This window comes from Alistipes senegalensis JC50 (assembly GCF_025145645.1).
Classification (GTDB): Bacteria; Bacteroidota; Bacteroidia; order Bacteroidales; family Rikenellaceae; genus Alistipes; species Alistipes senegalensis.
This window is the reverse complement of sequence record NZ_CP102252.1, coordinates 2853846-2879255: the sequence shown is the minus strand read 5'-3', so window position 1 is coordinate 2879255 and position 25410 is coordinate 2853846. Positions and strand designations below refer to the sequence as shown.

Here is a 25410-nt window from a genome sequence, read left to right as displayed (position 1 = left end):
TCTTTTCAGGAGGTAATTACTTCTTCTCCGCATAGGCCAGCGCGGCTTTCACGAAAGCCACGAAGAGCGGCGAAGGACTCAGCACGGTGCTCTTGTACTCGGGATGGTACTGCACACCGACGAACCACGGATGGTTCTCGACCTCGACGGCCTCCACCAGATTGGTGTCGGGGTTGACGCCCACGGCCTTCATGCCGGCGGCCTCGAACTGCGCCAGATAGTCGTTGTTGAACTCGTAGCGGTGACGGTGACGCTCCGAAATATTGAGCTTTCCGTAGGCCGCAGCGACCTTCGAACCCTTCTTCAGCATACAGGGATAGGCGCCCAGACGCATCGTGCCGCCCTTGGCCGTCACACCCTTCTGCTCCTCCATCAGGTCAATCACCGGATGGGCCGTCGCCTGCTCCATCTCGCTCGAATTGGCGTCGGAAAGTCCCATCACGTGACGCGCGAACTCGATCACGGCGCACTGCATGCCCAGGCAGATGCCCAGGAACGGAATGCCGTTCTCACGGGCGAAGCGCACGGCCTCGATCTTGCCCTCGATGCCGCGGTTGCCGAAGCCCGGGGCCACCAGAATACCCGACATCCTGCCCAGCAGCGAGGCGGCCGTCTCGGCGGTGACCTTCTCCGAATTGACATAGCGGAGCTTCACCTTGCAGTCGTTGACGGCCCCGGCGTGAATGAACGATTCGCTGATCGACTTGTAGGCGTCGGGCAGCTCGGTGTACTTGCCCACCAGCGCGATTTCGATCTTCTTCGACGGGTGCTTGATCTTGCCCACGAAAGCGCTCCAGGCGGCCATATCCGGTTCCTTGTCGGCCGGGAGGTTCAGCTTGTCCAGCACCACTTCGTCCAAGTGCTGTTCGTGCATCTTGATCGGCACCTCGTAGATCGTCGGCACGTCGATCGACTCCATCACGGCGTTGGCATCGACGTTGCAGAACAGCGCGACCTTGCGTTTGAGCGCCGAGGTCAGCGTATGTTCGGCGCGCAGCACGAGAATGTCGGGCTGGAGCCCGTTCTCCAGCAGCGCCTTCACGGAGTGCTGCGTGGGCTTGGTCTTCATCTCGCCCGAAGCGGCCATGTAGGGGATCAGCGTCAGATGCACCAGCGCCGTGTTCTTGTGCCCCAGCGAGTAGCGCAGCTGGCGCACCGATTCGATGAACGGCTGCGACTCGATGTCGCCCACCGTGCCGCCGATCTCGGTGATGATGACGTCGTATTTTTTGGTCTGCGCCAGCAGCTGGATGCGGCGTTTGATCTCGTCGGTGATGTGGGGAATGACCTGCACGGTCTTGCCCAGGTACTCGCCCTTGCGCTCCTTCTCGATGACGCTCTTGTAGATGCGGCCCGTCGTAACGTTGTTGGCCTTCGACGTGGGCTGGTTCGTGAAGCGTTCGTAGTGTCCCAGGTCGAGGTCCGTCTCGGCGCCGTCCTCGGTGACGTAACATTCGCCGTGCTCATAGGGGTTGAGCGTTCCGGGATCGACGTTGATGTAGGGGTCGAGCTTCTGAATGGTCACCGAATAGCCGCGTGCCTGCAACAGACGTGCGATCGAGGCCGAAATAATACCCTTTCCGAGCGACGATGCCACACCGCCCGTTACGAATATGTACTTGGGTTTGGAGAGTTTCATTACTGTATTGACTATTTGTTTTCGTTGTTCTGTTCTTCCTGGTCCTGTTTGTCGATCAGCTTCACCTTCTCGATGGCCGCCGCCATCTCCTCGCGGGCGCGGCCGATCTTCGCCCGCACGTCGGCCACCAGCGCCTCGGCGTTCTTCGACTTGGCGAAGAACCCGATGTTGTTCTCCAGCAGGGCGATCTCCTGCTCCAGCTGGCGCACCTTGTTGTACAGACGCTCGCGCTCCGTGCGCAGACGGCGGTCGCCCGACGCTTTGAGCGACGAGACCTTCTCGCGGAAGCGGCCCATCGAGCGGTCGCGCTCCGAGCCGCGCAGCGTGTTGAACAGCTCATCGACGGCGGCCTTGTATTTCTTCTGAATGCTGTCCTTCTGCTTGATGGGCACGAATCCGATCTCGCCCCAGCGGCGCTGGAACTCGCGGATCACCTCGTAACCGCCGGCCTTCACGTCGGCCTCGGCCATTTCGGCCAGCAGGGCGAGTTTCTTCTGCAAATTCTCCTCGTGTTCGCCGTCAACGCTCGCAAAGTGCGACGCCTTACGCTCGAAGAACTTGTCGCAGGCGGCTCGGAAACGCTTCCAAACGGCATCCGAATGACGCCGCGACACCGCCCCGATCTGCTTCCAGCGGGCTTGCAGGGCGATCAGTTCGTCGGTGGCCTTCTTCCACTCCTCGCTGTTCATCAGCGACTCGGCGGCCTCGCAGATCTCGGTTTTCAGCTGGAGGTTGTGCTCCATCTCGGTCTTCATCCCGGCATAGAACTGCCGCTTGGCCTCGAAGAATCGGTCGCACGCCGTGCGGAAACGCTCGTAGATGCGGTTGTTGTCCTTCTTGGGAGCGAATCCGATGGTCTTCCAGGTCTTCTGAATCTCCAGCAGACGGTCACTGGCCTTGTTCCACTCCTTGCGGGTGGTCAGCGGCTGCGCCGCGAGCTCCTCGGTCGCAACACAAAGCTCGGTTTTGAGTTCGAGATTGCGGACCTGCTCGCCCTTCAACGCCTCGAAATGCTCCTGATGCTGTTTGTTGATGCGGCTCGACGCGGCTTTGAAACGCTCCCAGAGCGCCTCCTTGTATTCGTTGGCCACGGGACCCGTCTCGCGCCACTCGTCATGGAGTTTCTGCAACTTGCGGAACGCCTCGACCACCGAAGGTTCGAGGATCAGCGCCTCGGCCTGCTCGCAGAGGGCGACCTTCTGCTCGTAGTTCTTTTTCAGGTCGAGATCGCGCAGCTCCTTGTTGATCTTGATGAAATTGTAGAAATTCTCGACGTGGAGGTTATAGGTTTCCCACAGATCCTTGACATACTGCTGAGGCACGATGCCGGTTTCCTTCCAGCGCTGCTGGAGTTCGCGGAACTTGTTGAACGTATGGTTGAGCGTCTCGTCCGAGTTGACCAGCTCCTTCAGCTCCTCGATGATCGCCTGCTTGACCTTCAGATTGGCCTCTTTTTCGGCTTCGAGATTGGCGATGAAGGCGTCGCGGCGCTGACGGTATATCTTGAACTGCTCCTTGAGCTGCACTTCGGCTCCGTCCACCGACGGGGCGAAATCCTCCTCGGCGCCGCCCTCCTCGATGAAACGGCGGCGTGCGGCCTCGACCTCGGCGCGGCGGATGCGGTAGAAGGCGATTTTCAGCGCCTCGACATCCCGGCGGATCGACTGCACGGGCTGCTCCTCGAGCATCCGGGCGAACAGCGCCACCAACTCCTCCTTGCCTTTGCCGGCGAACTTGTCCGCGGTGTCGGGCGTCTCCCCGGCCAGACGGTCGGCGGCCTCCTCCTCGGGCGTTTCGTCCTCGATCTCCAGTCCGGCGTTCTGCGCGGCGAGCGCAGCCTCCTCGTCGGCGAAATCCACCTGCACGTCGGCCGGCGCAGCCTCTTCGGCGGCTTCGGCCACGGGTTCCGCCGCAGGCTGGATGCGGGTGCGCTTCGCCCTCGGAGCGGCCTCCTCGGCAGGGGCTTCTTCCGCCCCGGCAGGCGCCTCGGCAGGTTCGGTCTCCCCGGCGGCCGCTTCGGCGGGAGTCTCCGCAACAGGAGCGGTTTCCGCTTCGGCAGGCGCCTCGGCGGCAGGATTCGGGGTTTCGGGGACTTCGGCAGTCACGGCAGGGGTCGCTTGCACATCTTCAGCCGCAGGGCTGACAGGCTCTTCGGGAGCAGGAAGTGTCGGTTTTTCAGTAGCCATCTCAGTACGCATTTTTGGTTCCCGTATATATACGGGGAGTCTATAAATCTCGCAAATGTAACCATTTTATGCGGAATCCGGAAATGATTTCACCAAAAGATGCAACAACGCCGCCATCCGGAAGAGTGAAATTCCCGAATCCCGGTGCGGCGGCGCGGTTTTCCGGCGATTTCCGGTTCGCCGTCAGCGCTTGCGGTCCTTGGCGGCGAGACGTTTGGGCGCAGCCTGACGCCCCGTCGTGACGGGACGCACCCCGCGGCGCACGCTTCGGGTTCCGCCGCGCCGGGGCTTCTCCCACGCCGCAGCCTCGGCGAAACGCTGGAAAGCCTCCCAGTCGAAGGCTTCGTTGCCGCCCGCCGGGGGCACGTTCCAGTCGTTCGCAGCCCGTTTCCGGCCCCGCTTCTCCGGGCGGCTCTCCTTCGGAGTCTCCTCCTCCGGACGGCTCTCTCTCGGACGGCTCTCCTCCTCTGCGACCTCGGCCGCCTCCCTGCGGCTCCGTTCCGCGGCCTGCGGCGCAGGCTCCGCATCCCGGCGGCGGCTCCGCTTCTCGGGACGGGATTCGCCCGGCTCCGGTTTCGCCCCTGCGACCGCATCCTCGCGGTCGATCCGGGCGATGCGGCGGCGTCCGCCCGAGGCGTTGAGCCGGCTCACGACGCTCTCGGCGTCGCTGAACGGCACGCTCACCAGCGAATAATTCTCGAAGAGGCGCACGTCGTCGATATGCTTGTCGCGCAGCCCGCATTTGCGCTTGAGCATCTCGACCAGCTTGCGGCCCGAATAGCCGTCGCGTGTCCCGAGGGTCAGGAACAGCCGGGTCCTGCCCTTGCGGTCCACCGAGAACGAACGGATTTCGGGATAGCTGCTCTGGTCCAGTTCGCTGCGGAACGCCAGCCGGAGCAGAGCCCCCAGCGCCACGTCGGGCGCATAGGTTTCGAGCAGCTCGGCGGCATAGTCGGCATAGTCGCCGTAAGACTCGCTCTCGACGATCTCCCGCAGCTCCTCTTTGATCTTGGCGCGCTTCATCGCCACGATGTCCTGCGGCGAGGGGAGCGTCTTGCGCCGGATGTCGGCCTTGATGTCGCGCATCATCCAATTGAAACGCCGCAGCTCGGCGCCCGAAATGAAGGTGATGGCCGTGCCCTCGCGCCCGGCACGGCCCGTACGGCCGATGCGGTGGACATAGCTCTCCGAATCCTGCGGCAGCGAGTAGTTGATGACGTGCGAAAGGTTCGACACGTCGATGCCGCGCGCCGCAACGTCGGTGGCCACCAGGATGTTGACCGTCCGGTCGCGGAACTTGCGCAGGATCTTTTCGCGCTGGGCCTGCGACACGTCGCCGTGCAGCCCCTCGGCAGCGTAGCCGTGCGATGCGAGGCGCGTCGCCACCTCGTCCGCGCCGATCTTCGTGCGGCAGAAGACGATGCCGTAAAAATCCGGCTCGATGTCGATGATGCGCGTCAGAGCGTCGAACTTGTCGGCCTCGCGCACCTCGAAATAGATCTGGTTCGTCAGATCGGCGGTCTGGTGCTGCGACTCGATGCGCAGCATCTCCGTATCGCGCATGTAAGCCTCCGACAGCCGGACGATCCGTTCGGGCATCGTGGCCGAGAAGAGCAGCACGCGGCGGTCGGCGCCCGTATGATTCATGATCTCTTCGACATCTTCGAGAAAACCCATGTCGAGCATCTCGTCGGCCTCGTCCAGCACCAGGAAACGGACCTTGTCGAGTTTGAGCGTGCCGCGGCGGATGTGGTCCAGCACGCGGCCCGGGGTCCCCACGACGATGTCCACGCCGCGCGACAGACGGCGCAGCTGCTCGCTCATGGCGGCCCCTCCGTAGATGGCCGTGATCGAGAGCCGCCGCCCGGCGTTGAAGCTCAGGAGCTCTTCGGCGGCCTGCACGGCCAGTTCGCGCGTCGGGACGAGGACGAGGGCCTGCACCCCGTCGGCCGAATGTTCGGTCTGCTGGAGTATCGGCAGTCCGAAAGCGGCGGTCTTGCCCGTGCCGGTCTGGGATTGTGCTATGATGTCGTTTCCGCCGGAGAGCAGGCGGGGAATCGTGAGTCGTTGAATGGATGTGGGAGTTTCGAACCCTTTTGCGCGGACCGCTTCGAGCATCTGCTCGCTGAGGCCCAATGTGCTGAAATCAGCTTCGTTGGTCATACGGATATATTTGAAAGGTCAAAGGTACGACAATTTATTGGATTTTTCGCCGGAAAATCACTATCTTCGCAGAGTTATCCGCACGACGGCCCCGCAAGAGGGTCCGCCGAACCTGAAACCGACAACTATGAGTCATCGCATCCTGCTGGTTGACGACGAGATCGACATCCTCGAATTCGTCCGTTACAACCTCGTCCGCGAGGGTTACGAGGTTTTCACGGCCCAGAACGGCGCCGAGGCGCTCGAAAAGGCCGCCGAATGCCGTCCGCACCTGATTCTGCTCGACATGATGATGCCGGTGATGGACGGTGCGCAGACCTGCCGAGCCATCCGCGAAAACCCCGTGCTGAAAGACACGATGGTGGTTTTCCTCTCGGCGCTGGGCGAGGAGCAGCAGCAGCTGGCGGGCTTCGGCGTGGGAGCCGACGATTACCTCACGAAGCCGATCAAGATGAAGCTGCTGGTGAGCCGCGTGCAGGCGATTCTCAAACGCATCGACGCCGACGCGGTCCCCGCCGCACCGCCGGCCCCGGGCATCACGATCGACCGCGACCGCTACACCGTGATCCGCGACGGGCGGGAAATCGCCCTGCCGCGCAAGGAATTCGCGCTGCTCGACCTGCTCTGCTCGTCGCCGGGGCGGCTGATCCCGCGGGAGGAGATCTACGCCAAGATCTGGGGCACGGAGGTGGTCGTGGGCGACCGCACGATCGATGTCCACATCCGCAAGCTGCGCCAGAAGATCGGCGACGAACGCATCGTGACGGTCAAGGGCGTGGGATATAAATATGAACCCTGACAATCAGGTGAAAGTTGAAAGGTGAAAGGTTTCGGACGCCGGGCATTCAGTTCCCCGAGATCAGGTTTTCCACTTTCGGTAAACTTTTCACCTTTAACGTTTAACATTTAACTTATAAAAACGTTGGACTGTAACAAAAAATACCGCCGCATCGTCATCAAGATCGGCAGCAACGTGCTGACCCGCGAAGACGGACGGCCCGACACCACGCGCATCTCGGCGCTCGTGGACCAGATCGCAGGGCTCTACCGCGCGGGCGTCGAGGTGATCCTCGTCTCGTCGGGGGCCGTGGCCTCGGGCCGCAGCGTCCTCGAACCCCGGGTCGGACGCATCGACACAGTCTCGGCGCGCCAGCTCTTCTCGGCCGTCGGACAGGTGAAGCTGCTGAACCGCTACTACGACCTCTTCAACGAATACGGCATCGTCTGCGGGCAGGTGCTCACCACCAAGGAGAGCCTCTCCACGCGGCGCCAGTATCTCAACCAGCGCAACTGCATGGAGGCGATGCTCGCCGCGGGCGTCGTCCCGATCGTCAACGAGAACGACACCATCTCGGTCACCGAACTGATGTTCACCGACAACGACGAACTCTCGGGCCTCGTGGCCGCGATGATGGACGCCGAGGCGCTCGTCATCCTGAGCAACATCGACGGCATCTACGACGGATCGCCCGCGGACCCCGCGTCGCAGGTCATCCGCCGCGTGGCTCCGGGCCGCGACCTCTCGCAGTATATCGACACCGCACGCTCCTCGCGCGGCCGCGGGGGCATGACGACCAAAAGCCGCATCTCGTCGCGCGTCGCGGGCGAGGGCATCGAGGTCGTGATCGCCAACGGCCGCCGCGACGGCATCCTGACCGATCTGGTCCTCACGGGCCGCGATGTCGTGTGCACGCGCTTCGAGGCGGCGCCCCGCCCCGCTTCGGGGGTCAAGAAGTGGATCGCCAGCAGCGAGGGCTTCGCCAAAGGGGCCCTGCACCTCGACGCCGGAGCCGCTGCGGCCATTTCGCAAAGCAAGGCCGCGAGCATCCTCGCCGTGGGGGTCACCGCCGTCGAGGGGGAGTTCGAACGCGACGACATCGTGCGCATCCTCTCGCCCGAAGGCGCGCCGCTGGGCGTGGGCCGCATCTCGTGCGACAGCGCCACGGCCCGCCGCAACCTGGGCCGCAAGGGTCTCAAGCCGCTGATTCACTGCGATTACCTATATCTGGAATAAAATGGATACGAAATACGAAACCCTCTTCGCCGCCGCCCGCCGCGCGGGAACCGAACTGGCCCGCACCGACGCCGCGACGCTGGGCCGCGCCGTCATGACGGCCGCCCGGCTGCTCCGGACACACGCCGACAGCCTGCTGGAGGCCAACGCCCTCGACCTCGCGGCGATGACCGCCGACTCGCCCCTGCGCGACCGGCTGCGGCTGACGCCCGAACGCATCGCAGGCATCGCCTCCGACATGGAGGCCGTCGCCGGGCTCCCCGCACCGCAGGGCACGACGATCGACGAGTGGACCCGCCCCAACGGACTGTCGATCCGCAAGGTCCGCGTGCCGTTCGGCGTCGTGGGAATGATCTGCGAGGCGCGTCCGAACGTCACGGCCGACATCTTCTCGCTGTGTCTCAGGACGGGCAACGCCTGCGTGCTGAAAGGCGGCAGCGACGCCCGCCGCTCCAACGAGGCCATCGCCGCCCTGCTCCACGAAGCGCTCCGCAGCGAGGGCATCGACCCGGCGGCCTTCACCCTGCTGCCCTCCGACCACGAAGCCGTGGCGGCGCTGCTCGGGGCCGTGGGCTACGTCGATGTGGTGATCCCCCGCGGCGGTGCCGGGCTGATCCGCTTCGTGCGCGAGAACGCCCGCATTCCCGTCATCGAGACCGGCGCGGGCATCGTCCACACCTATTTCGACGCGGACGGCGACCTGGCGAAAGGCCGCGCCGTGATCTGCAACGCCAAGACGCGGCGCGTGAGCGTCTGCAACGCTCTCGACTGCCTCATCGTCCACCGCAGCCGCCTCGGGGAGCTGGCCGAACTGTGCGACCCGATGGCCGCCGCACGGGTCACGATCTACACCGATACGGAGGCTTACGCCGCTCTCGCGGGCCGCTACCCCGCCAGCCTGCTCCGCCCCGCCGAGGAGAAGCATTTCGGCACCGAGTTCCTCGACTACAAACTGGCGGTCAAAACCGTCGGTTCGCTCGACGAAGCCCTGGCCCACATCGAACGCTACTCCTCGCGCCACAGCGAGGCGATCGTCACCGAGAATGCGGAGACGGCGCGGCTGTTCACGCAGCGGACCGACGCGGCGTGCGTCTATGTCAACGTCTCGACGGCCTTCACCGACGGAGGCCAGTTCGGATTCGGCGCCGAGGTCGGAATCTCGACCCAGAAGCTCCACGCCCGGGGCCCGATGGGGCTTCCCGAACTCACGACCTACAAGTACGTCGTTTCGGGCGACGGGCAGACCCGGGACTCCTGAGATGCAATTCCGATAATTTTTCCACCTATTCGGGCAAAAAATAGAACGAATCGTTAGCATTTTTTACTTAAATTTGCTGCATCGTAAAATAATGCCTATATTTAGCTTATGATTCGTGAACTTTTGGCCGTGGGGCTCGGCGGCGCCGCCGGCAGCGTCGTCCGCTACATGCTTTCGGCATGGCTGCTGGCTGGACACACGCTGCTGGGATTTCCCGCCGGAACGTTCGCGGTCAATGCCGTCGGATCGCTGCTGATCGGCATCCTGCTGGAAACGATCTCGTCGGCCGCGGCAGGATGGTTGCTCGTCGCAGGATTCTGCGGAGGCTTCACCACCTTCTCGACCTTTTCGGCCGACGCCGTGCGGCTGTTGCGCGCCGGGAATTACGGCCCCGCGGCGGCCTATATCGCGCTGAGCGTCGTGACGTGCATCGCTTTCGCGGCGCTGGGGATGTGGATCAGAGCGCAAATTGCACGTAATTAAAAATGAAAAATTAAGAATTAAAAATAACCTGCAACCCGGTTGAAATCCCGGCTGACAACCCGGACGAAATCCCGGTCGCGCCGCGACAAGCCCCTCCCGAGGGAGGGGTTTGGGGTGGGGTCAGACTTGTAAACGACGCCGACGGCGGCGACAACACCGGCCGGTAATGAAAAAGCATACATAATAAAGTAAAACTTAAAAATAAGGTAAATGGTAATTCTGGTTTTGAACTGCGGTTCGTCGTCGATCAAGTATCAGGTGATCGACATGGAGCCGTCGTCGAGCAAGCTGCTCGCAAAAGGACTCGTAGAACGCATCGGCCTCCCGGAAGGCGATCTGACCCATAAACCCGTAGGCAAGGAGAATTTCGAACTGCATCAGCCGATCCCCGACCACACGACGGGTATCAAACTCGTGCTCGACGCCCTGACGGACCCCGCGCACGGCGTGATCGCGTCGCTCGACGAGGTGAAGGCCGTCGGTCACCGCGTGGCCCACGGCGGCGAGTTCTTCCCCGAGAGCTGCATCGTCACCGAAGATACGAAGGAGAAGATCCGTTCGCTGTTCGAAATCGCCCCGCTGCACAACCCCGCCAACCTCGAAGGCGTGCTTTCGATCGAAAAGGTGCTGCCGGGCGTTCCGCAGGTCACGGTCTTCGACACCTCGTTCCACCAGTCGATCCCCGCGGTGAACTACATGTACGCCCTGCCCCACGCCTACTACGAGAAATACCGTGTGCGCAAGTACGGCTTCCACGGCACCAGCCACAAGTACGTGGCCAAGGTGGGCGCCGAGCTCGCCGGGCTGGATTTCCGCCACTCGCGGATCATCACCTGCCACATCGGCAACGGCGGTTCGGTGACGGCCGTCCTCGACGGCAAGTCGTTCGACACGTCGATGGGATTCTCGCCGCTGGACGGTCTGGTGATGGGCACCCGCTGCGGACAGGTGGACGCCAGCGCCATCACGTTCATCGGTGAGAAGGAGGGCATGAGCTACGCCCAGCTCAACGAGATGATGAACAAGAAATCGGGCGTGCAGGGCTTGACAGACATTTCGAGCGACATGCGCGACATCGACCGGGCCTACGACGAGGGCAATCCCCGCGCGATTCTGGCGCGCGACATGTACTACGCCCGCATCAAGAAGTTCATCGGCGAATACGCGGCCGAAATGGGCGGCGTGGATCTGATCGTCTTCACGGGCGGCGTGGGCGAGAACTCGTGCGAGATGCGCGAGGAGGTGTGCCGCGGACTGGAATTCATGGGCGTCCGGTTCGACCCGGCGGCCAACAAGGGCGCCCGGGGCGTGAACAAGATCCTCTCGGCCGCCGATTCGAAAGTCAAGGTAGCGACCATCGCCACCAACGAGGAGCTGGTGATCGCCACGGACACCTACAACCTGGTAAAATAAACGTTCAACTTTAACACATTAAATACCGTCATAACCATGATTCAGCATCTTACCGAAATCGTCGAAGAGGCGAGAAAACGGGGTAAAAAACGTCTGGCCGTCGCTTACGGACAGGATTCGCATACGCTGGAAGCCGTCTACGAGGCTTACAAGGAGGGGCTCGTGGAGCCCACGCTCTTCGGCGACAAGGAGGTCATCAAACAGGTCTGCGAGGAGAACGGCATCGACATCAAGGCTTTCAACATCGTCGATGAACCCAACGACGTGAAATGCGTCCAGCAGGCCGTCGCATCGGTCGTTTCGGGCAACGCCGACGTTCTGATGAAAGGTCTCGTATCGACCGACAAATACATGCGCGGCATCCTCAACAAGGAGGCCGGACTGTTCCCCCCGAAGGGCGTGCTGAGCCACGTAGCGATCGTCGAGATGCCCTGCTACCACAAACTGCTCATCATTTCGGACGTTGCCGTGATTCCGCTTCCGGACTTCAAGCAGAAGATGGTGCAGATCGGCTACCTGGCCCGCACGGCGAACCTGCTGGGCATCGAGGCCCCGAAAATCGCCTGCATCGCCCCCTCGGAGCAGCTGCTCCCCAACGTGATCTCCTCGACCGAAGGCGCGCTGCTGGCCAAGATGGCCGACCGCGGCCAGCTGGGCAAGGTCGTCGTTGACGGCCCGCTGTCGCTCGACGTGGCGCTCTACAAGGAGGTGGCCGAACACAAGAAGGTCAAGGGTTCGTCGGTGGCCGGCGATCCGGACTGCCTGCTGTTCCCCAACATCGAATCAGCGAACGTCTTCTTCAAGTCGGTGACGCACCTCTGCGGCGGCGAACTGGCGGCGATGGTCATGGGCACGAAGGTCCCCTGCGTGCTGACCTCCCGCGGCGACACGAGCAAGACCAAGCTCTTCTCCATCGCCCTGGCCTGCCTGGCAGTGAAAAAATAAAACCCGGACACGGGGCTAACCCAAACCATTAACGAACCGAGAACTTATGGGCTACAAAGTTTTAGCGATAAATCCCGGCTCAACATCCACGAAGGTCGCCCTCTACGACGAGGAGCGGCCTTTGTTGGATCTGACCTTGCGCCACTCGACCGAAGAGATCTCCCGATTCGCCAATGTCATCGACCAGCTCGACTGGCGCCGGGGGCTGATCCTCTCGGCCCTGCGCGAACAGTCGTTCAACCTGAAAGATCTGTCGGCCGTGATCGGCCGCGGAGGACTGATACGCCCCATCCCTGCCGGAGTCTACGAGGTCAACTCCCGGATGCGCTACGACCTGCGCAACGCCCCGATGAAGCACGCCTGCAACCTCGGGGGACTGCTCGCGGCGCAGATCGCCCACATGGCGGGCGTGAAAGCCTACATAGCCGATCCCCCGGTGGTCGATGAGATGGACGACGCAGCCCGCATCACGGGTATGCCGATGTGCCCGCGCAAGCCGATCTTCCATGCCCTGAACCAGAAGGCCATCGCGCGCCTGCACTGCGGCCGCATGGGCTGGACCTACGAAGAATCGAACCTGATCGTGGCCCACATGGGCGGCGGCATCTCGGTCGCGGCGCACAGACAGGGCCGCATCGTCGATGTCAACAACGCCCTCGACGGCGACGGGCCCTTCGCCCCGGACCGTGCGGGCAGCATCCCGTCGAGCGAGCTCATCAAGGTCTGCTTCTCGGGACAGTACACGAAAGAGGAGCTGTTGAAATTCATTTCGAGCAAAGGCGGTCTGGTGGCCTACCTGGGGACCAATTCGGTCATTCAGGTCATGGAACGCATCGAAAAAGGCGACCAGCGGGCCAAAAAGGTGCTGGAATCCATGTGTTACAACATCTCGAAACAGATCGGCGCCATGGCCGGAGCCCTTTCGGGCAAGGTTCAGGCGATCCTGCTCACGGGCGGCATCGCCTACAACGAACCCATCGTGGAGTATATCCGCGAACATTGCGGCTTCATCGCACCCGTCGAGGTCTACCCCGGGGAGAACGAGCTCGAAGCATTGGTCATGAACGCACTGGTCGTACTTCGGGGCGTCATCACCCCGAAGGTCTACCAATAGCCCGCATCATCCATCCGGAAAACGAAAAGACCGCCTAAACGGGGCGGTCTTTCTTTTTCAGCTGCCGGCGCACGATGGCGACCACCTCGCGGAAAGCCTCCAACCGGAACAGCGCCGAGAGCAGCAGGTAACAGAGCGCCCCCGCCGCGATCTCGGCGACCAGCCGCAACAGGTCATTGCCGGGAACCGCCGCCGCCGTGAGCCGCACGACGGCGTACATCGCCGCGGAAAGCAACGCCGGAGGCAGCAACGTCCGCGCGAACCGTGCGCACGAGAGCGTCGTGAAACGGGTCGTGGCGAGGAAATTGACCGCCATTTCGCAGAACGCAATGGCCACCAGTCCCCACACCACGGCCGTCACGCTGCGGGGGATGGTCACGGCGAAGATCGCCGTCATCAGCAGCTTCTTCACCACTTCGAGGCGCACGAGCAGCGGCCCCGAGCAGCGGACTTTCAGGATGTTATAGGCGATCACAGCGATCGGTGAGAAGAGCCCCGCCAGACACACCACCTCGAAATAGGGCGCCGTGGACATCCAGCCCTCCCCCAGCAGAACGGCGAACATGTCGTGCGCCACGGCCGACATCCCCGCCATGATCGGGAACATCACATACGCCACGACCATCACCACCTGACGGTAGCTTTCGGCCAGTTTCGGGGCGTCGTCCCGGATCTTCGAAAAGGCCGGGAAGGTGACATTCTGCACCGCCTGCATCCCAGTCGTCGCGGGCATGTCCTTCAGCTTGACCGCCTGGTCATACGATCCGAGTGTCGCCGCAGGATAGAGCTTTCCGAGGAAAAACTGAGGTATCTTGTTGTAGAAATTCGAAATCAGATCGGTCACCATCAGACTGCACCCGAAAGGCGCCATCTCGCGCAGGGGCTTCACGCTGCACCGCCCGCGGGGCCGCCAGTCGCTCAGCCACCACAGGATCGCAGTCCTCGCGCCGACGGTTATCACCCGCTCGGCCACGAGGCTCCAGATGCCCCACCCGGCCAGTGCACAGCCGATGGCCGCGAATCCGCCCACGAGCGACGACGTGAAAGTCACCTTCGACAACAGCGCGAAGCGGAACTGACGGATGAAGATCGTGTTCTGCACGGCGCACAGGGCGTTCAGCGGCAGCAGCAGGAAAAACACCGGAGCGATCCGCGCGATCTGGGGCATGTCGTACCAGCGCGCCGCAAAGGGCATCAGCGCCATCAGCGCAGCGTAGAGCGCCAGCGACACGGCCATATTGAAGAGGAATACCGACTTGTAGTCGCTCTGCGAGGGGTCGCGGTGGCGGATCAGACTCTGCGAAAAGCCGCTGTCCACGACCACCAGCAGGATGGTCGCCACGGCCGACGGGATGGACATGAATCCGAGGATGTCGGGCGTCAGCAGGCGCAGAATGACCAGCCGCACGGCCATAGCCAGCAGCATCGAACCGATCTTCTCGGCCATACTCCACGCCACGCCCTGCGCGACCTTCTCTCTGAGCTGTCCCCCCAACGGTCCTGTTTTTACTTGCCCTGTGCGGCGATGATCTCCTCGTTGCGCTTGCGGATGTTGTGCACGTTGGCGATCTCGACGTAGGAGGCGCCTCCGTCGGGACCGAAACTGCCGCCCACGATGGCCAGCAGGTCTTCGTCCTGCAATTTCTTATACTGGTCGATGAACTCCAGCGCATCGACCAGGAAGTGATAGCGGTCCGTAAGCTCCTGGTTGCGGAGGATCGGCACCACGCCGTACGACAGGGCCAGAATGCGCTGGGCATGGAGCTGATAGCAGACGGCCATCACGGTCTTGCGGCCTCGGAACGCCGCCAGATAGCGGCCCGTGCGGCCCGTCTTAGTGTCGAGCACCACATATTTGATCGGCAGGTTCGTGGAGGCGCGCACGGCCGAACGGGCCAGCTGGGCCGTAATCTCGTGGTTCACCGAAACCATGTCCATATCGATCATGGGTTTGAAATGCGTCTCGTCGCGTTCGATCTCGCGGGCGATGCGGGCCATCGTTTCGACCGACTCCACGGGGAAATCGCCCATAGCGGTCTCGTCGCTCAGCATCACAGCGTCCACACGCTCGTAGATGGCGCTGGCCACGTCGCTCACCTCGGCGCGCGTCGGGCGCGGGGACTTGACCATTGAATAGAGCATCTGCGTGGCGATGATCACGGGACGCTTGGCGCAGATGCACTTCTCGACGATGCGCCGCTGCGTGTTGGGAATCACCTCGGCCGGGAGCTCCACCCCGAGGTCGCCGCGGGCGACCATGATGCCGTACGACGCCTCGATGATCTCGTCGATGTTGTCCAGCCCCTCCTGGTTCTCGATCTTCGAGATGATCTTGATGTTGCTGCCGCGGGCGTCGAGAATCTCCTGCACGGCCCGGATGTCGCGGGCCGAGCGCACGAACGAGTGCGCGATGAAATCGACATCGTTCTTCACGGCCCACTCGATGAAGCGGCGGTCCTTCTCCGTCACCGACGGCAGGTCGATCGACACGCCCGGCACGTTGACGCTCTTGCGCGACCGCATGGCGCCGCCCACGACGAATTCGCAGTCGAGTTCCTCGTCCGTCTTGCCCACGACGCGGATCTCCAGTTCGCCGTCGGCGATCAGCATCCGCGCCCCGACCGGAATGTCGCGCACGATCGAGGGAACATTCATGTAGACCACCTTGCGGGTGGTGAGGTCCGAACCGTCCGAACCGCACACCGCCACCCGGTCGCCCGCGCGGAAATTGATGCTGTTCCCGTATTCGTCGGCGATCGTCGTCACGCGGATCTCGGGGCCCTTGGTGTCGATCATGATCGGAATGGCCGGATTGACCCGGTGCACGATCTCGACGATGCGGGTGGCGCCCTCCTCCGAGACGTGGGCCGAATTGATACGGATCACGTCCATTCCGGCGTCGAAAAGTTTCGAGACGAACTCCTCGGTGCAGCGGAAATCCGACATGGTGGCGACGATCTTGGTCTTTTTCATGCGATACATAGAGAGTAATATTTTATTCTTTTAATCTTTTTTGCTTTTGATCTCAGAGGCTCTTTCCAGTATCCGGCTCTCAGCCGGACGTCATTGCGAGGCATCGCCAGATGCCGCGGCAATCTGCGGCAAAAGCCGGAAAGTTACGACACCTATCCGGATTCCCACGCTCGCTGTCGTTCGCTCGGAATGACAGCAGAACCGCTTATCGCTTACCGAGCAGCAACGCCTCGACACCTAACCGATAGGAATTCAGTCCGAATCCCATGATCGACCCCGCGGCCACGGGGGCCAGCAGCGAAACATGGCGAAACTCCTCGCGGGCGAGGATCGACGAGATATGCACCTCGACCACCGGCACCGACACCGCCGATACGGCGTCGCGCAGCGCCACGGAGGTGTGCGTGTAACCGCCGGCGTTGAGCACCACACCGTCGTAGCGGCCGTCGGCCTGCTGCACGGCGTCGATCAGTTCGCCTTCGATGTTCGACTGGAAATAGGCGAACTCCACCTCCGGATAGTGTGCCTTCAGCCCTTCGAAATAGGATTCGAAAGTCTGCGATCCGTAAACTCCGGTGTCGCGCCGCCCCTGCAAATTGAGGTTCGGGCCGTTGAGAATCAATATTTTCATGTTTTCTGCTGTTTTTGTCCCTAACTTGCGGTCTGTCAAACCTCCGCAAAGATACGAATAAGCAAGGGCAATGTCAAATTTATTTGAACATTGCCGAGCGGGAGTATCTTCGGCGCTGCCGGAGATAGCTATTTTCGGCAAATTTCGGTACCTTTGCCCGTAACAACATGAAATACACATGACCGAATTCGGATTTATCGAGCAGATACGCACCCGCTTCGCCTCCCTCCCCGACAACGGGTTCGAAGGCATCGGCGACGACTGCGCCGTGCTGCCCCTGGGCGGCGGCGAATCGCTGGTCTTCACCGCCGACCTGCTGACCGAGGGCGTCCACTTCCTGCGCGCCGCCACTACGGCCCGGGAGCTGGGAGGCAAATCCCTTGCCGTAAACCTCAGCGATGTCGCCGCGATGGGCGCCCGCCCCGTCGCCACGCTCCTCTCCATCGCCCTTCCGGCCGACGCCGCCGGCGCATGGGCGGCGGAGTTCATGGAGGGCTACCGGGAGCTGTCCGAAACGTTCGGCACGGCCCTCATAGGAGGCGACACGACCCGTTCGGAGTCGGGCATCACGATCAACGTCACGGCCATCGGCCGCGCCCCTTCGGCGAACCTCAAACGCCGCAGCGACGCGCGCCCCGGCGACGTGATCTTCGCCGCAGGCGAGCTGGGCGCCTCGGGAGCCGGGCTCCGGGACATCCTCGCCGGACACAGCGACACCCCGCTGGCCGCCGTGCACCGCAACCCGCAGCCGCAGGTCGCCGAGGGCCTCTGGTTCGGGACCCGGCAGGAGGTGCACGCCATGATGGACCTTTCCGACGGTCTCGCCTCCGACCTGCGGCACATCCTCGACCGGTCGGGGGTCGGCGCCGAGGTGGAGGTCGAACGCATCCCCGTCGCTCCGGGCGCCGATGTCCGCACGGCGGCCTGCGCGGGCGAGGACTACAAACTGCTGCTCACCGCGGCTCCCGAGGCCGCCGAACGCCTCGCCGCGGAGTTCGCGGCCCGCTTCGGAAACCCCCTCCACCCCATCGGCCGCATCACCGCCGCACCGGGTCTCGTGTGGCTCCGCAACGGAAAACCCGAGCCGCTGGAGTGGCACGGGTTCGAACATTACTGACGGCAAAGGCAGCCCCGCGGGGCTGCCTTCTCTATTCCTTCATAATATATACGTGTTCGTTGCGCCGCTGCATGCGGTAATTCTCGCGGGCGTACTCCTCCAGATAATCGTCGTATTTCAGCCTTTCGAGCAAGGCGCTGTCCTGTCCGATCTTCTCCGTGTAGTAGGCTTGCTCGCGGGTCAGCAGGTTGATCTGGCGTTTGATCTTCACGGCATGCAGGGCGTTGCGCCCCACCATGAAAACGGTGAAGACGACGATAGCCGCCGTGGCGGCGATCCAGAATCTGCGTCCGAACTGAATTTTCATCTACGGTATGTGCATATACTTATGCGTCTGAATGGAGATATTCCACCGGGGATGCGCCTTGGCGTACTCGACCATCGCGGGCATCACCCGTTCGGCGACGCTCCATTCGGGTTGCAGGTAAAGCAGGCATTTTTCGCCCACACGCGCGGCGTTCCGCTCGGCCCATTCGAAATCGGCCTCCGATTCGACGATCACTTTCAGCTCGTCGGCCCGCCCGTAAGCCTCCTCCAGCGGGGGCTGCTGACGCTTGGGCGAAAGGCACACCCAGTCGAAAACGCCGCTGAACGGATGCGATCCCGAGGTTTCCAAAAAGATCTCCAGCCCCTTCGCGTGCAGCGTCTCCGTCAGCACGCCCAGCGGATAGAGCAGCGGCTCGCCGCCCGTGATGACGATGGCCTGCGCCGGACACGCCGTCGCCCGGTCGATCACCGTCCGGACATCGGTCGGGGGATAGAGTTTCGGATTCCACGTGTACTTGGCGTCGCACCAGCGGCACCCCACGTCGCACCCGCCGAGGCGGATGAAATAGGCCGGCTTCCCGGCGTGGAAACCCTCGCCCTGAATGGTGTAGAAATCCTCGACCAGCGGCAGCAGGCGCCCGCCGTCGAGCAATTCGTTATCGACTGTCACAGCCATCACTCCGTCACGACGTAAATGTCTTTCAGACTGCGGCCCAACTGGTCGTAATCCAGCCCGTAGCCCACGATGAACTCGTTGCCGATCTCCATAGCGCGGTACTTGATGGGCAGCGTCTTGCGGTACGATCCGGGTTTGAAGAAGAGCGTGCAGACCTCGATCGACGCGGGTTTGCGGGCCTCCAGATCGTGAATCATGTGTTCGATCGACTCGCCCGTATCCACGATGTCCTCGACGATGATGACGTGGCGGCCTTCGATCGAGTTGTTCAGGCCGATCAGGCTCTTGACGCAGCCCGTCGAGCTGGTTCCGTCGTACGACGCCAGTTTGACGAACGAAAGTTCGTTCTGGAACTCGATCTTCTTGATCAGGTCGCTCATGAACATGAACGAACCGTTCAGAATACCCAGGAACAGCGGGGTTTCCTTTCCGGCGTAGTCGGCGTTGATGCGCTGCGCCACGGCTTCCACGGCCTCGTCGATTTTCGCGGCGGGAATCATGATCCTGAATTTCCGGTCGTGAAGTTGTATGATATTCTCCATTAAAGTACGGGATTATAGTTTAATAACTGCAAAAATAACTATTTGCCCGAAACAAACGAAGAAACGGACGTTCTTTTTTCGCCGGACCGGATTCCGACGCGTCCGCCGCCCCTCCCGACGGATGCGGACGGCCCCGGATGCGAAAGGAGGGGCTGACCGTCACGGCGCCCCTCCGGATGAACATTTCCGATAAATCTTGAACTTTTTATTTTATCGCTTATGGTAAGAAATGTTCATGTATCGCATTCATTCGCTCAATACGAAAGTATCATCGTCCCAATCTGTCAACTGGGCCAAAGAGCCGCCATAGGGCACCAGTCCGCAGCAGTTGAATGTGAAAGTCCGGCTCGCGCTGTCGTAGCCCGAATATTCGGGCGACGGGTCGATATAGAGCGACACCATGCCGTAACTCGGATGAGAGAATCCCGACGGGATCGTCACGCAGCCATCTGCGTCCGCGGGAACCGTGAAAGCGATCGCGGCGCCTCCGTCCCAGGTGAACTGCATGTTATAACCGGCGACGGAATATCTCGTGCCGGCATTGTGGTACAATCCCGGCAGGCGGTAGAGTGAGGCGTTCTCCTCGGCGACCTCGATCGGCTGCTCCCAGGAAACGGTCTGTCCGAACATACCGGAGAGGATGGGCGAGGTATAGACGCCCTTTCCGTAATTTTTCCACGTATAATCCCTCGTCACCGTCAGCGAACATTCGGTGGCGTAGGGAAGATCGGTTTCGGATTGCAGGGTGACGGTGACGACATTCTCCTTGCCGATCGTCAGTTTCGCGCGGTCGAACGAGATTTTCAGCGGCGCGGCATATGCCCCGTTCTTGAACTCGACGGTCGCGGGCGCCGTGAAGGCGGAAGCGACGGCCGCGTCCGCCACAGCGACGGCGACGGACACCGACGCATTGCCCGCAGGCGTGGCGCGCAGCACCTCGATCGAATAGGCGTCTTCGAGCTCGGCGCTGACCGTATAGCTGTACGCAGTGTCGCCGAAGAAAGCCTCGTCGCCGCGGCCGGCATACGTGGTCATCTCCGTATCGTCGGAGCAGGCGGCCGCAAGGGAGAGTGCGGAAAGCAGAAACAGTGTTTTTATCTTTTTCATAGCATTATCGGATTGTGTCGTGGAACAATAGAGGGGCTAATTCTGGTCTTTCGACAGGTCGAGCGCCGAATTGGTGTCGAACTCCTTCTGCGGAATGGCCAGGATGAAACTGGGGTCGTTGGCCTTCTTCGAAACGGCACTCGGCTGCGTCTCCGTCCGCGTGTATGCGAGATTCAGACGCCTCAAGTCGGGCGTGCGGCCCATCCCCTCGCACCAGAGCTCGATGCGGCGCTGGAGCAGGATCTCATCGAGGAGCGTCTGAGGCTGCGCGTGCGTATCGAGGCTCACACTCGCCGAGTTGGCCAGACCGGATATGTCGCGCGGCTCGCTGTAACGCTTGTCGTAAAGCTCCTGCAACAAGCTCCGGGCCCCGTCGTAGTCTTCGGCGCGGCACTTGCATTCGGCCAGCGTCAACAGCATCTCTTCGGCCCGCAGGTTGATGATGTCGGCGACGCCCGTCGAGGCATTCTGATAACCGAACTTGGTCTGCCAGTGAATTTCGGCGTCCTTGAAATCGGAATCATCGGCCACCAGCGGACTTTCGGCAGGCAGCGTGGCCCACGCACGGCGTTCGTCCGCATCGGTCATGCCCTCCTCGTAGAGCCAGTCGTCGAAACATTGCGGAGCCGAACTGCCGTAGGTTCCGTCGATGGCCATGTGCGAAACGAAGCTGCCGAACAGAGCGGCCTGCGAGGCGATGTATTCGAAAGCCCACAGCACGTCGCCGACGGAACGGTTGTTGAACTGCCCCAGCTCCGAAAGCGTGGCGACCCGTTTCAGTCCGTCTTTCTTCAAGGCGTTTTCGGCACAGGTCGCAGCCTGTGGATAATTCTGCTGCCCCAGCGAAGCCCGGGCCCACAATCCGTAGGCCGTGTAGAGGTCGATGTGCGAGCTGTGCGCCTGCGGCATTCCGGCCGAAGCCAGATAATCCACCGCACGCTGGAAATCGCCGTTGATCTGCGTGAAGAGCCCTTCGATCGTACCCCGGCCCACGCCCTCGGTCTCCTTGTTCGTTCCCTTCGTATAGACGGGCACTCCGGGCTTGTCCTTGTTTTCGGTATAGTTGCCCTGGCAGAACGACTCGTAAAGACAATAGTAGGAATAGGCGCGGATCGCATAGGCTTGTCCCAGCACATTCTGCCATTCGGCGTCGTCCTTGACGGCCTCTTCGTTGTCGAGGATGTAGTTCGCCTGCGAAATGAACGTATAGAACATGTTCCACGTGCCGTACTGACGCCCCGAAGTGTGGGTCCAGTCGGAAGCTACGCCGAACGAATAGTCGAAATAGAACCAGCCGTTGCCCTGGCTGTACTGGAAGTGGTCCTCGCCCATCAGCGAACGGACCAGCGTGAAGCCGGCCAGTCCGGGATGTTCCGGCGACCAGTTAACGCTCCAGCCGTTGGTGTACATCAGCCGGTAAATGCCATCCACGGCGCTCTGGGCCTTGCCGGCGTCCCCGAATATTTCCGCACCCGAAAGCGAACCGGCCGGAGCCGTATCCAGCATATCCTTCGAGCAGGACACGGAAAGGAGTGCGGCGCAACCCGTTATGATAAGAATATAGAGTATTTTTTTCATGGTTGTCCGAATTTAATTAGAACTTGAGATCGAGATTGAACGATACGGTGCGCGTCGGAGCATAGGCGTACGAAGTGCCGCCGGTGAGCGAATACTGCGGGTCCATGCCCTTCAGATGCGTGAAGATGCAGAGGTTGTCCACCGAAGCCGAGACACGGGCCGCCTTGAAGCCGATTTTCGAAGTCCACCGCCGGGGCAGCGTATAGCCCAGCGTGATGTTCTTGATCGAGAAATAGGAGGCATCGACCAGCTTGTCGTCCGTGACGATGGGGGTTTCGCCGATCGTGTATTTGGGAACGTCCGTCACGTCGCCCGGCTTCCGCCATGCACGCAGCATGTCCTTGTGTTTGGCCTGTGCCGTGTAGTAGCAGCTCATGAATTCGTAATACACGCCGTCGTAGTTCTTGCCGCCGATCGAATAGTTCGTCGAGATCGAGAAATCGAGGTTCTTCCAGCGCAGCGACGTGGAGAGCGACCCGTAGAGATCGGGAATGCGGCTTCCGGCGATGACGCGGTTCGCCTGGGCCACGGTCGTCGATTTGGTGATGTAGTCGTTGCCGTCCTTGTCCGTCGCCCAATACATCTTCTCGCCGGTCATCGGATCGACTCCGGCCGAACGGGCCACGTAGTAGGAGTAGAGCGTTTCGCCTTCGCGGATGATCTGCGTCGAACCGATGATGTCCTTGCCGTCCTCGGTCAGTTTGAGCACCTTGTTGCTGACGGTCGATCCCATCCACGTCACGCTCCACTGGAAATCCCGGCGGTCGAAGATCCGTCCCGTGACGGCGAATTCGATACCGCGGTTGCGCATCTCGCCCGAGTTGCGGTAGTAGCTGTCGAAGCCCGACGAGGAGGCGAGCGGATAGCTCAGCAGCATGTCGGTCGTCTTCCGGTTGTAGAACTCGAAGCTCAGGTCGATACGGTCCAGCAGGCGGGCTTCGAGACCGACGTTGAGATTGTGGTTCGACTCCCAGGTCAGGTCCTCGTTGGCCACGTCGTTGATGGTCGCACCGGGAAGCGTGGCATTCGGAGAGCCGGTGTCATACAGCGCCTGATAGGCATAGTAGGAACCCACGCTGTTGTTGCCCTGCACGCCGTAGGAGAATTTCAGCGTCAGGTTGTTCAGCCACGAGATGTCGCGCATGAACGCCTCCTGCGACATGCGCCACGAAGCTCCCACGGACCAGAAGTTGCCCCAGCGGGTGCTGCGGGCGAAGCGCGACGAACCGTCGGTGCGCCAGCTTCCGGAGAGATAGTACTTGTCGTCGTAGCTGTAACCGATGCGCGAGAAGACCGATTCGATGCGGTCTTCGTCCGTCGAGCTGCCCGTGCCGACGATGACGGCCGCCGCATCCAGTTCGTAGATGCCGCCGCCGGGAAGCCCGGTCTTGTGGCCGGAGAGGTCCGAGGTCGTATAGGCGTAGTACTCGTGTCCGAGAAGCAGGTCGATATTGTGCCGGTCGAACGTGCGGTTATAGGAGAGCAGCTGGTTGAACGTATAGCCGAGCGACGTGGTGTTCGTTTTCTGGATACGTCCGCCGACCGACTCGGCGTTCCCGAAGAAGGGGTTATAATAGGTCATGGACTGCGAGTTGTAGTAGTCGGTGCCGAAGTTGAGCTGGAATTTCAGCCCCTCGCTCCAGTGGTCGCCGATGCCCATGAAATCCATATGCGCGCGAGCCGAAAGCGAATAGGAGGTCTGCGCATATTTGTCGTCGTAGAGCGTGGCGATGCTGTTGAAGTTGGTCTGCTGGCCCGAAGGACGCGAAGATCCGTAGTCGAACTGCTTCCGGCCGTTCGCGTCGCGCAGATAGTCGCCCGTCTCGGGATCGCGCTGGTAGACCGGATAGATCGGGGCCATCATCTGCGCCGAAAAGAACACGTTGGAAGTAGCGCTCGCAGAGGTCTGGGAGGAGTTGGTCGAATTGCGGGCGAAGTTCGCGCCCATGCCCGCCGCGAACCAGGGCTTCGCCTGCGTTTCGACGTTCAGACGCCCCGAATAGCGTTCGAAGTTGGTCGTTTTAAGCACGCCGTCCTCGTTCAGGTAACCCAGCGAGAACATATACTGGGTCTTCTCGTTGCCGCCCGAAACGCTGGCGCCGTATTCCTGCCGGAGCGCGGCGTTGTCGGTCACTTCATCGAGCCAGTCTTCGTCCCACAGCAGTTTCGCATCGTCGCACACCTTGCCGTCGGCGGTGAAGAGCTGCGCCAGGGGAACGTCGTAGGGATTGTACATCTCATTGCTGCCGAAAATGCGTTTCGAGCCCGATGCCATCTGCGCGACGGCATTGCTACCGTAGTCGTTGTAGAAGGCCGAATACATGATCTCCATGAAATCCCTGGCCCCGACCGTTTCGTAGCGGGGAATGGCCCGCGAAGAGACGCCCACGTTGATTTTCAGCTCCACGTTCGTCTCGTTGCGATTGCCTTTCTTCGTGTTGATGAGCACGACGCCGTTGGCGCCGCGGGCACCGTAGAGCACCGACGCCGAAGCGTCTTTCAGGATGCTGATGCTGGCGATGTCGTCGGGGTTGATGGCCGAGATGGCTCCGTCGTAGGGAATGCCGTCCACGACGTAGAGCGGCGTCGATGAAGCGTTGATCGAGCCGAAGCCGCGGATGGCGACCGTCGTGCCCGATCCGGGCTGTCCGGAGCCGGAAGTGACCTGCACGCCCGGAGCCAGACCGTCCAGCGCCTTGGTGACGTTGGAAACCTTGCGGTGTTCCAGCTCCTCGCCCTTGACGACGGCGACGGAACCCGTGAACGACTCCTTCTTGGCCGTACCGTAAGCGACGACGATCACGTCGTCGATGGCATGCGTATCTTCCTTCAGCGCGATGTCGAGGCGCGTTTTCCCCGCGATGTTCACACTTTTCGAGGCATAGCCGATGAACGAAACGACCAGCGTGCCGTCGGCGGGAGCCTGCACGGAAAAGCGGCCGTCGGCATTGGTGGTCGTTCCGATCGAGGTCCCCTCTACGAGCACGGTAGCGCCGGCGATCGGCCTGCCGTCCACACCCTTGACCGTACCGGAGATCCGTTTATTTTGCGCCAGGGCCAATGCACCTGCACTCAAAACGATCATAATGAGTAGTACAAATTTTCTCATAAGCCTAAGTTTGAGTTAATAAAACCTTTAATATCTCCTTTTAAGAGATATACTTACGGATTGTAAGCACTGTAAGGATGGCCGTTAATGATTTTTTCAGGCCGTTTTTGGGTCAACAATCGCCCTTTTATGCGAACGTTTTTGCAATCGGGACTTCAAAATTATAAGCCCGGATATTGATCGTAACGATTTTTT

Annotated in this window: 20 protein-coding genes; 8 read left to right on the top strand and 12 right to left on the bottom strand. The window is 61.5% G+C overall.

From position 1 onward, the window contains the following. Positions 1–16: 16 nt before the first annotated feature. From NQ519_RS11525 to NQ519_RS11515, 3 genes are all read right to left on the bottom strand, one after another. Entirely contained in the window at positions 17–1639 is a 1623-nt protein-coding gene (locus tag NQ519_RS11525) for a CTP synthase (protein WP_019151006.1), read from the bottom strand. An 11-nt stretch (positions 1640–1650) separates the two neighbouring features. After that, positions 1651–3825 carry a DUF349 domain-containing protein gene (locus NQ519_RS11520; protein WP_044118795.1) on the bottom strand — a complete coding sequence of 725 codons (2175 nt, stop codon included), beginning with the start codon at positions 3823–3825 and terminating at the stop codon, positions 1651–1653. Positions 3826–4008: 183 nt separating this feature from the next. Continuing rightward, positions 4009–5988 (bottom strand): DEAD/DEAH box helicase, encoded by a 1980-nt coding sequence (locus NQ519_RS11515; RefSeq protein ID WP_019151008.1) that lies wholly within the window; start codon positions 5986–5988, stop codon positions 4009–4011. Between the two features lie 127 nt (positions 5989–6115). Here NQ519_RS11515 and NQ519_RS11510 point away from each other — a divergent pair, with 127 nt between their 5' ends. From NQ519_RS11510 to buk, 7 genes are all read left to right on the top strand, one after another. After that, entirely contained in the window at positions 6116–6787 is a 672-nt protein-coding gene (locus NQ519_RS11510) for a response regulator transcription factor (protein ID WP_019151009.1), read from the top strand. 123 nt (positions 6788–6910) lie between these two features. Beyond that, entirely contained in the window at positions 6911–8002 is a 1092-nt protein-coding gene (gene proB / locus NQ519_RS11505; RefSeq protein WP_019151010.1) for a glutamate 5-kinase, read from the top strand. Position 8003: 1 nt separating this feature from the next. Further along, positions 8004–9260 carry a glutamate-5-semialdehyde dehydrogenase gene (locus tag NQ519_RS11500; protein WP_019151011.1) on the top strand — a complete coding sequence of 419 codons (1257 nt, stop codon included), beginning with the start codon at positions 8004–8006 and terminating at the stop codon, positions 9258–9260. A 108-nt stretch (positions 9261–9368) separates the two neighbouring features. Further along, entirely contained in the window at positions 9369–9743 is a 375-nt protein-coding gene (crcB, locus tag NQ519_RS11495; protein ID WP_019151012.1) for a fluoride efflux transporter CrcB, read from the top strand. 210 nt (positions 9744–9953) lie between these two features. Further along, positions 9954–11156 (top strand): acetate/propionate family kinase, encoded by a 1203-nt coding sequence (locus NQ519_RS11490; RefSeq protein WP_026076584.1) that lies wholly within the window; start codon positions 9954–9956, stop codon positions 11154–11156. Positions 11157–11192: 36 nt separating this feature from the next. Further along, positions 11193–12101, top strand: coding sequence for a phosphate acyltransferase (locus NQ519_RS11485; RefSeq protein WP_019151014.1), 909 nt, complete (start codon positions 11193–11195; stop codon positions 12099–12101). Positions 12102–12147: 46 nt separating this feature from the next. After that, on the top strand, positions 12148–13215 hold the full coding sequence (buk, locus tag NQ519_RS11480; protein ID WP_026076585.1) for a butyrate kinase: 1068 nt from the start codon (positions 12148–12150) through the stop codon (positions 13213–13215). A 34-nt stretch (positions 13216–13249) separates the two neighbouring features. Here buk and NQ519_RS11475 read toward each other — a convergent pair whose 3' ends face one another. The 3 genes from NQ519_RS11475 to aroQ form a co-directional block, all read right to left on the bottom strand. Beyond that, positions 13250–14710 (bottom strand): lipopolysaccharide biosynthesis protein, encoded by a 1461-nt coding sequence (locus tag NQ519_RS11475; protein WP_019151016.1) that lies wholly within the window; start codon positions 14708–14710, stop codon positions 13250–13252. An 11-nt stretch (positions 14711–14721) separates the two neighbouring features. After that, the gene (gene pyk, locus NQ519_RS11470; protein WP_019151017.1) at positions 14722–16197 is read right to left on the bottom strand and encodes a pyruvate kinase; all 1476 of its coding nucleotides are present in this window, start codon (positions 16195–16197) and stop codon (positions 14722–14724) included. A gap of 196 nt (positions 16198–16393) precedes the next feature. Next, positions 16394–16819, bottom strand: coding sequence for a type II 3-dehydroquinate dehydratase (gene aroQ, locus NQ519_RS11465; RefSeq protein WP_019151018.1), 426 nt, complete (start codon positions 16817–16819; stop codon positions 16394–16396). Positions 16820–16997: 178 nt separating this feature from the next. Here aroQ and thiL point away from each other — a divergent pair, with 178 nt between their 5' ends. Continuing rightward, positions 16998–17936, top strand: a complete 939-nt coding sequence (thiL, locus tag NQ519_RS11460) for a thiamine-phosphate kinase (RefSeq protein ID WP_019151019.1) — start codon at positions 16998–17000, stop codon at positions 17934–17936. A 31-nt stretch (positions 17937–17967) separates the two neighbouring features. On the opposite strand, the gene NQ519_RS11455 is transcribed toward thiL, so the two are convergent. The 6 genes from NQ519_RS11455 to NQ519_RS11430 all read right to left on the bottom strand — a co-directional run bounded on the left by NQ519_RS11455 (position 17968) and on the right by NQ519_RS11430 (position 25215). Beyond that, positions 17968–18243: an FtsB family cell division protein gene (locus NQ519_RS11455; RefSeq protein WP_019151020.1), complete on the bottom strand. Its 276-nt coding sequence runs from the start codon at positions 18241–18243 to the stop codon at positions 17968–17970. Beyond that, positions 18244–18879: a 7-carboxy-7-deazaguanine synthase QueE gene (locus NQ519_RS11450; RefSeq protein WP_019151021.1), complete on the bottom strand. Its 636-nt coding sequence runs from the start codon at positions 18877–18879 to the stop codon at positions 18244–18246. Beyond that, a complete protein-coding gene (gene hpt, locus NQ519_RS11445; protein ID WP_019151022.1) occupies positions 18879–19421 on the bottom strand; it encodes a hypoxanthine phosphoribosyltransferase in 543 nt (180 codons plus the stop codon). The genes NQ519_RS11450 and hpt overlap by 1 nt, the downstream gene beginning before the upstream one ends. A 246-nt stretch (positions 19422–19667) precedes the next feature. Continuing rightward, positions 19668–20528: a hypothetical protein gene (locus tag NQ519_RS11440; protein WP_019151023.1), complete on the bottom strand. Its 861-nt coding sequence runs from the start codon at positions 20526–20528 to the stop codon at positions 19668–19670. 36 nt (positions 20529–20564) lie between these two features. Beyond that, a complete protein-coding gene (locus NQ519_RS11435; protein WP_019151024.1) occupies positions 20565–22106 on the bottom strand; it encodes a RagB/SusD family nutrient uptake outer membrane protein in 1542 nt (513 codons plus the stop codon). A gap of 16 nt (positions 22107–22122) precedes the next feature. After that, entirely contained in the window at positions 22123–25215 is a 3093-nt protein-coding gene (locus NQ519_RS11430; protein WP_083871072.1) for a SusC/RagA family TonB-linked outer membrane protein, read from the bottom strand. Between the last annotated feature and the right edge of the window lie 195 nt (positions 25216–25410).

Excerpts from the sequence above, each read along its gene's own strand:
- NQ519_RS11525 (WP_019151006.1), bottom strand. The coding sequence starts at position 1,639 with ATGAAACTCTCCAAACCCAAGTACATATTCGTAACGGGCGGTGTGGCA.
- NQ519_RS11520 (WP_044118795.1), bottom strand. The coding sequence starts at position 3,825 with ATGGCTACTGAAAAACCGACACTTCCTGCTCCCGAAGAGCCTGTCAGC.
- NQ519_RS11515 (WP_019151008.1), bottom strand. The coding sequence starts at position 5,988 with ATGACCAACGAAGCTGATTTCAGCACATTGGGCCTCAGCGAGCAGATG.
- NQ519_RS11510 (WP_019151009.1), top strand. The coding sequence starts at position 6,116 with ATGAGTCATCGCATCCTGCTGGTTGACGACGAGATCGACATCCTCGAA.
- NQ519_RS11500 (WP_019151011.1), top strand. The coding sequence starts at position 8,004 with ATGGATACGAAATACGAAACCCTCTTCGCCGCCGCCCGCCGCGCGGGA.
- crcB (WP_019151012.1), top strand. The coding sequence starts at position 9,369 with ATGATTCGTGAACTTTTGGCCGTGGGGCTCGGCGGCGCCGCCGGCAGC.
- NQ519_RS11490 (WP_026076584.1), top strand. The coding sequence starts at position 9,954 with ATGGTAATTCTGGTTTTGAACTGCGGTTCGTCGTCGATCAAGTATCAG.
- NQ519_RS11485 (WP_019151014.1), top strand. The coding sequence starts at position 11,193 with ATGATTCAGCATCTTACCGAAATCGTCGAAGAGGCGAGAAAACGGGGT.
- buk (WP_026076585.1), top strand. The coding sequence starts at position 12,148 with ATGGGCTACAAAGTTTTAGCGATAAATCCCGGCTCAACATCCACGAAG.
- pyk (WP_019151017.1), bottom strand. The coding sequence starts at position 16,197 with ATGTATCGCATGAAAAAGACCAAGATCGTCGCCACCATGTCGGATTTC.
- aroQ (WP_019151018.1), bottom strand. The coding sequence starts at position 16,819 with ATGAAAATATTGATTCTCAACGGCCCGAACCTCAATTTGCAGGGGCGG.
- thiL (WP_019151019.1), top strand. The coding sequence starts at position 16,998 with ATGACCGAATTCGGATTTATCGAGCAGATACGCACCCGCTTCGCCTCC.
- NQ519_RS11455 (WP_019151020.1), bottom strand. The coding sequence starts at position 18,243 with ATGAAAATTCAGTTCGGACGCAGATTCTGGATCGCCGCCACGGCGGCT.
- NQ519_RS11450 (WP_019151021.1), bottom strand. The coding sequence starts at position 18,879 with ATGGCTGTGACAGTCGATAACGAATTGCTCGACGGCGGGCGCCTGCTG.
- hpt (WP_019151022.1), bottom strand. The coding sequence starts at position 19,421 with ATGGAGAATATCATACAACTTCACGACCGGAAATTCAGGATCATGATT.
- NQ519_RS11440 (WP_019151023.1), bottom strand. The coding sequence starts at position 20,528 with ATGAAAAAGATAAAAACACTGTTTCTGCTTTCCGCACTCTCCCTTGCG.
- NQ519_RS11435 (WP_019151024.1), bottom strand. The coding sequence starts at position 22,106 with ATGAAAAAAATACTCTATATTCTTATCATAACGGGTTGCGCCGCACTC.
- NQ519_RS11430 (WP_083871072.1), bottom strand. The coding sequence starts at position 25,215 with ATGAGAAAATTTGTACTACTCATTATGATCGTTTTGAGTGCAGGTGCA.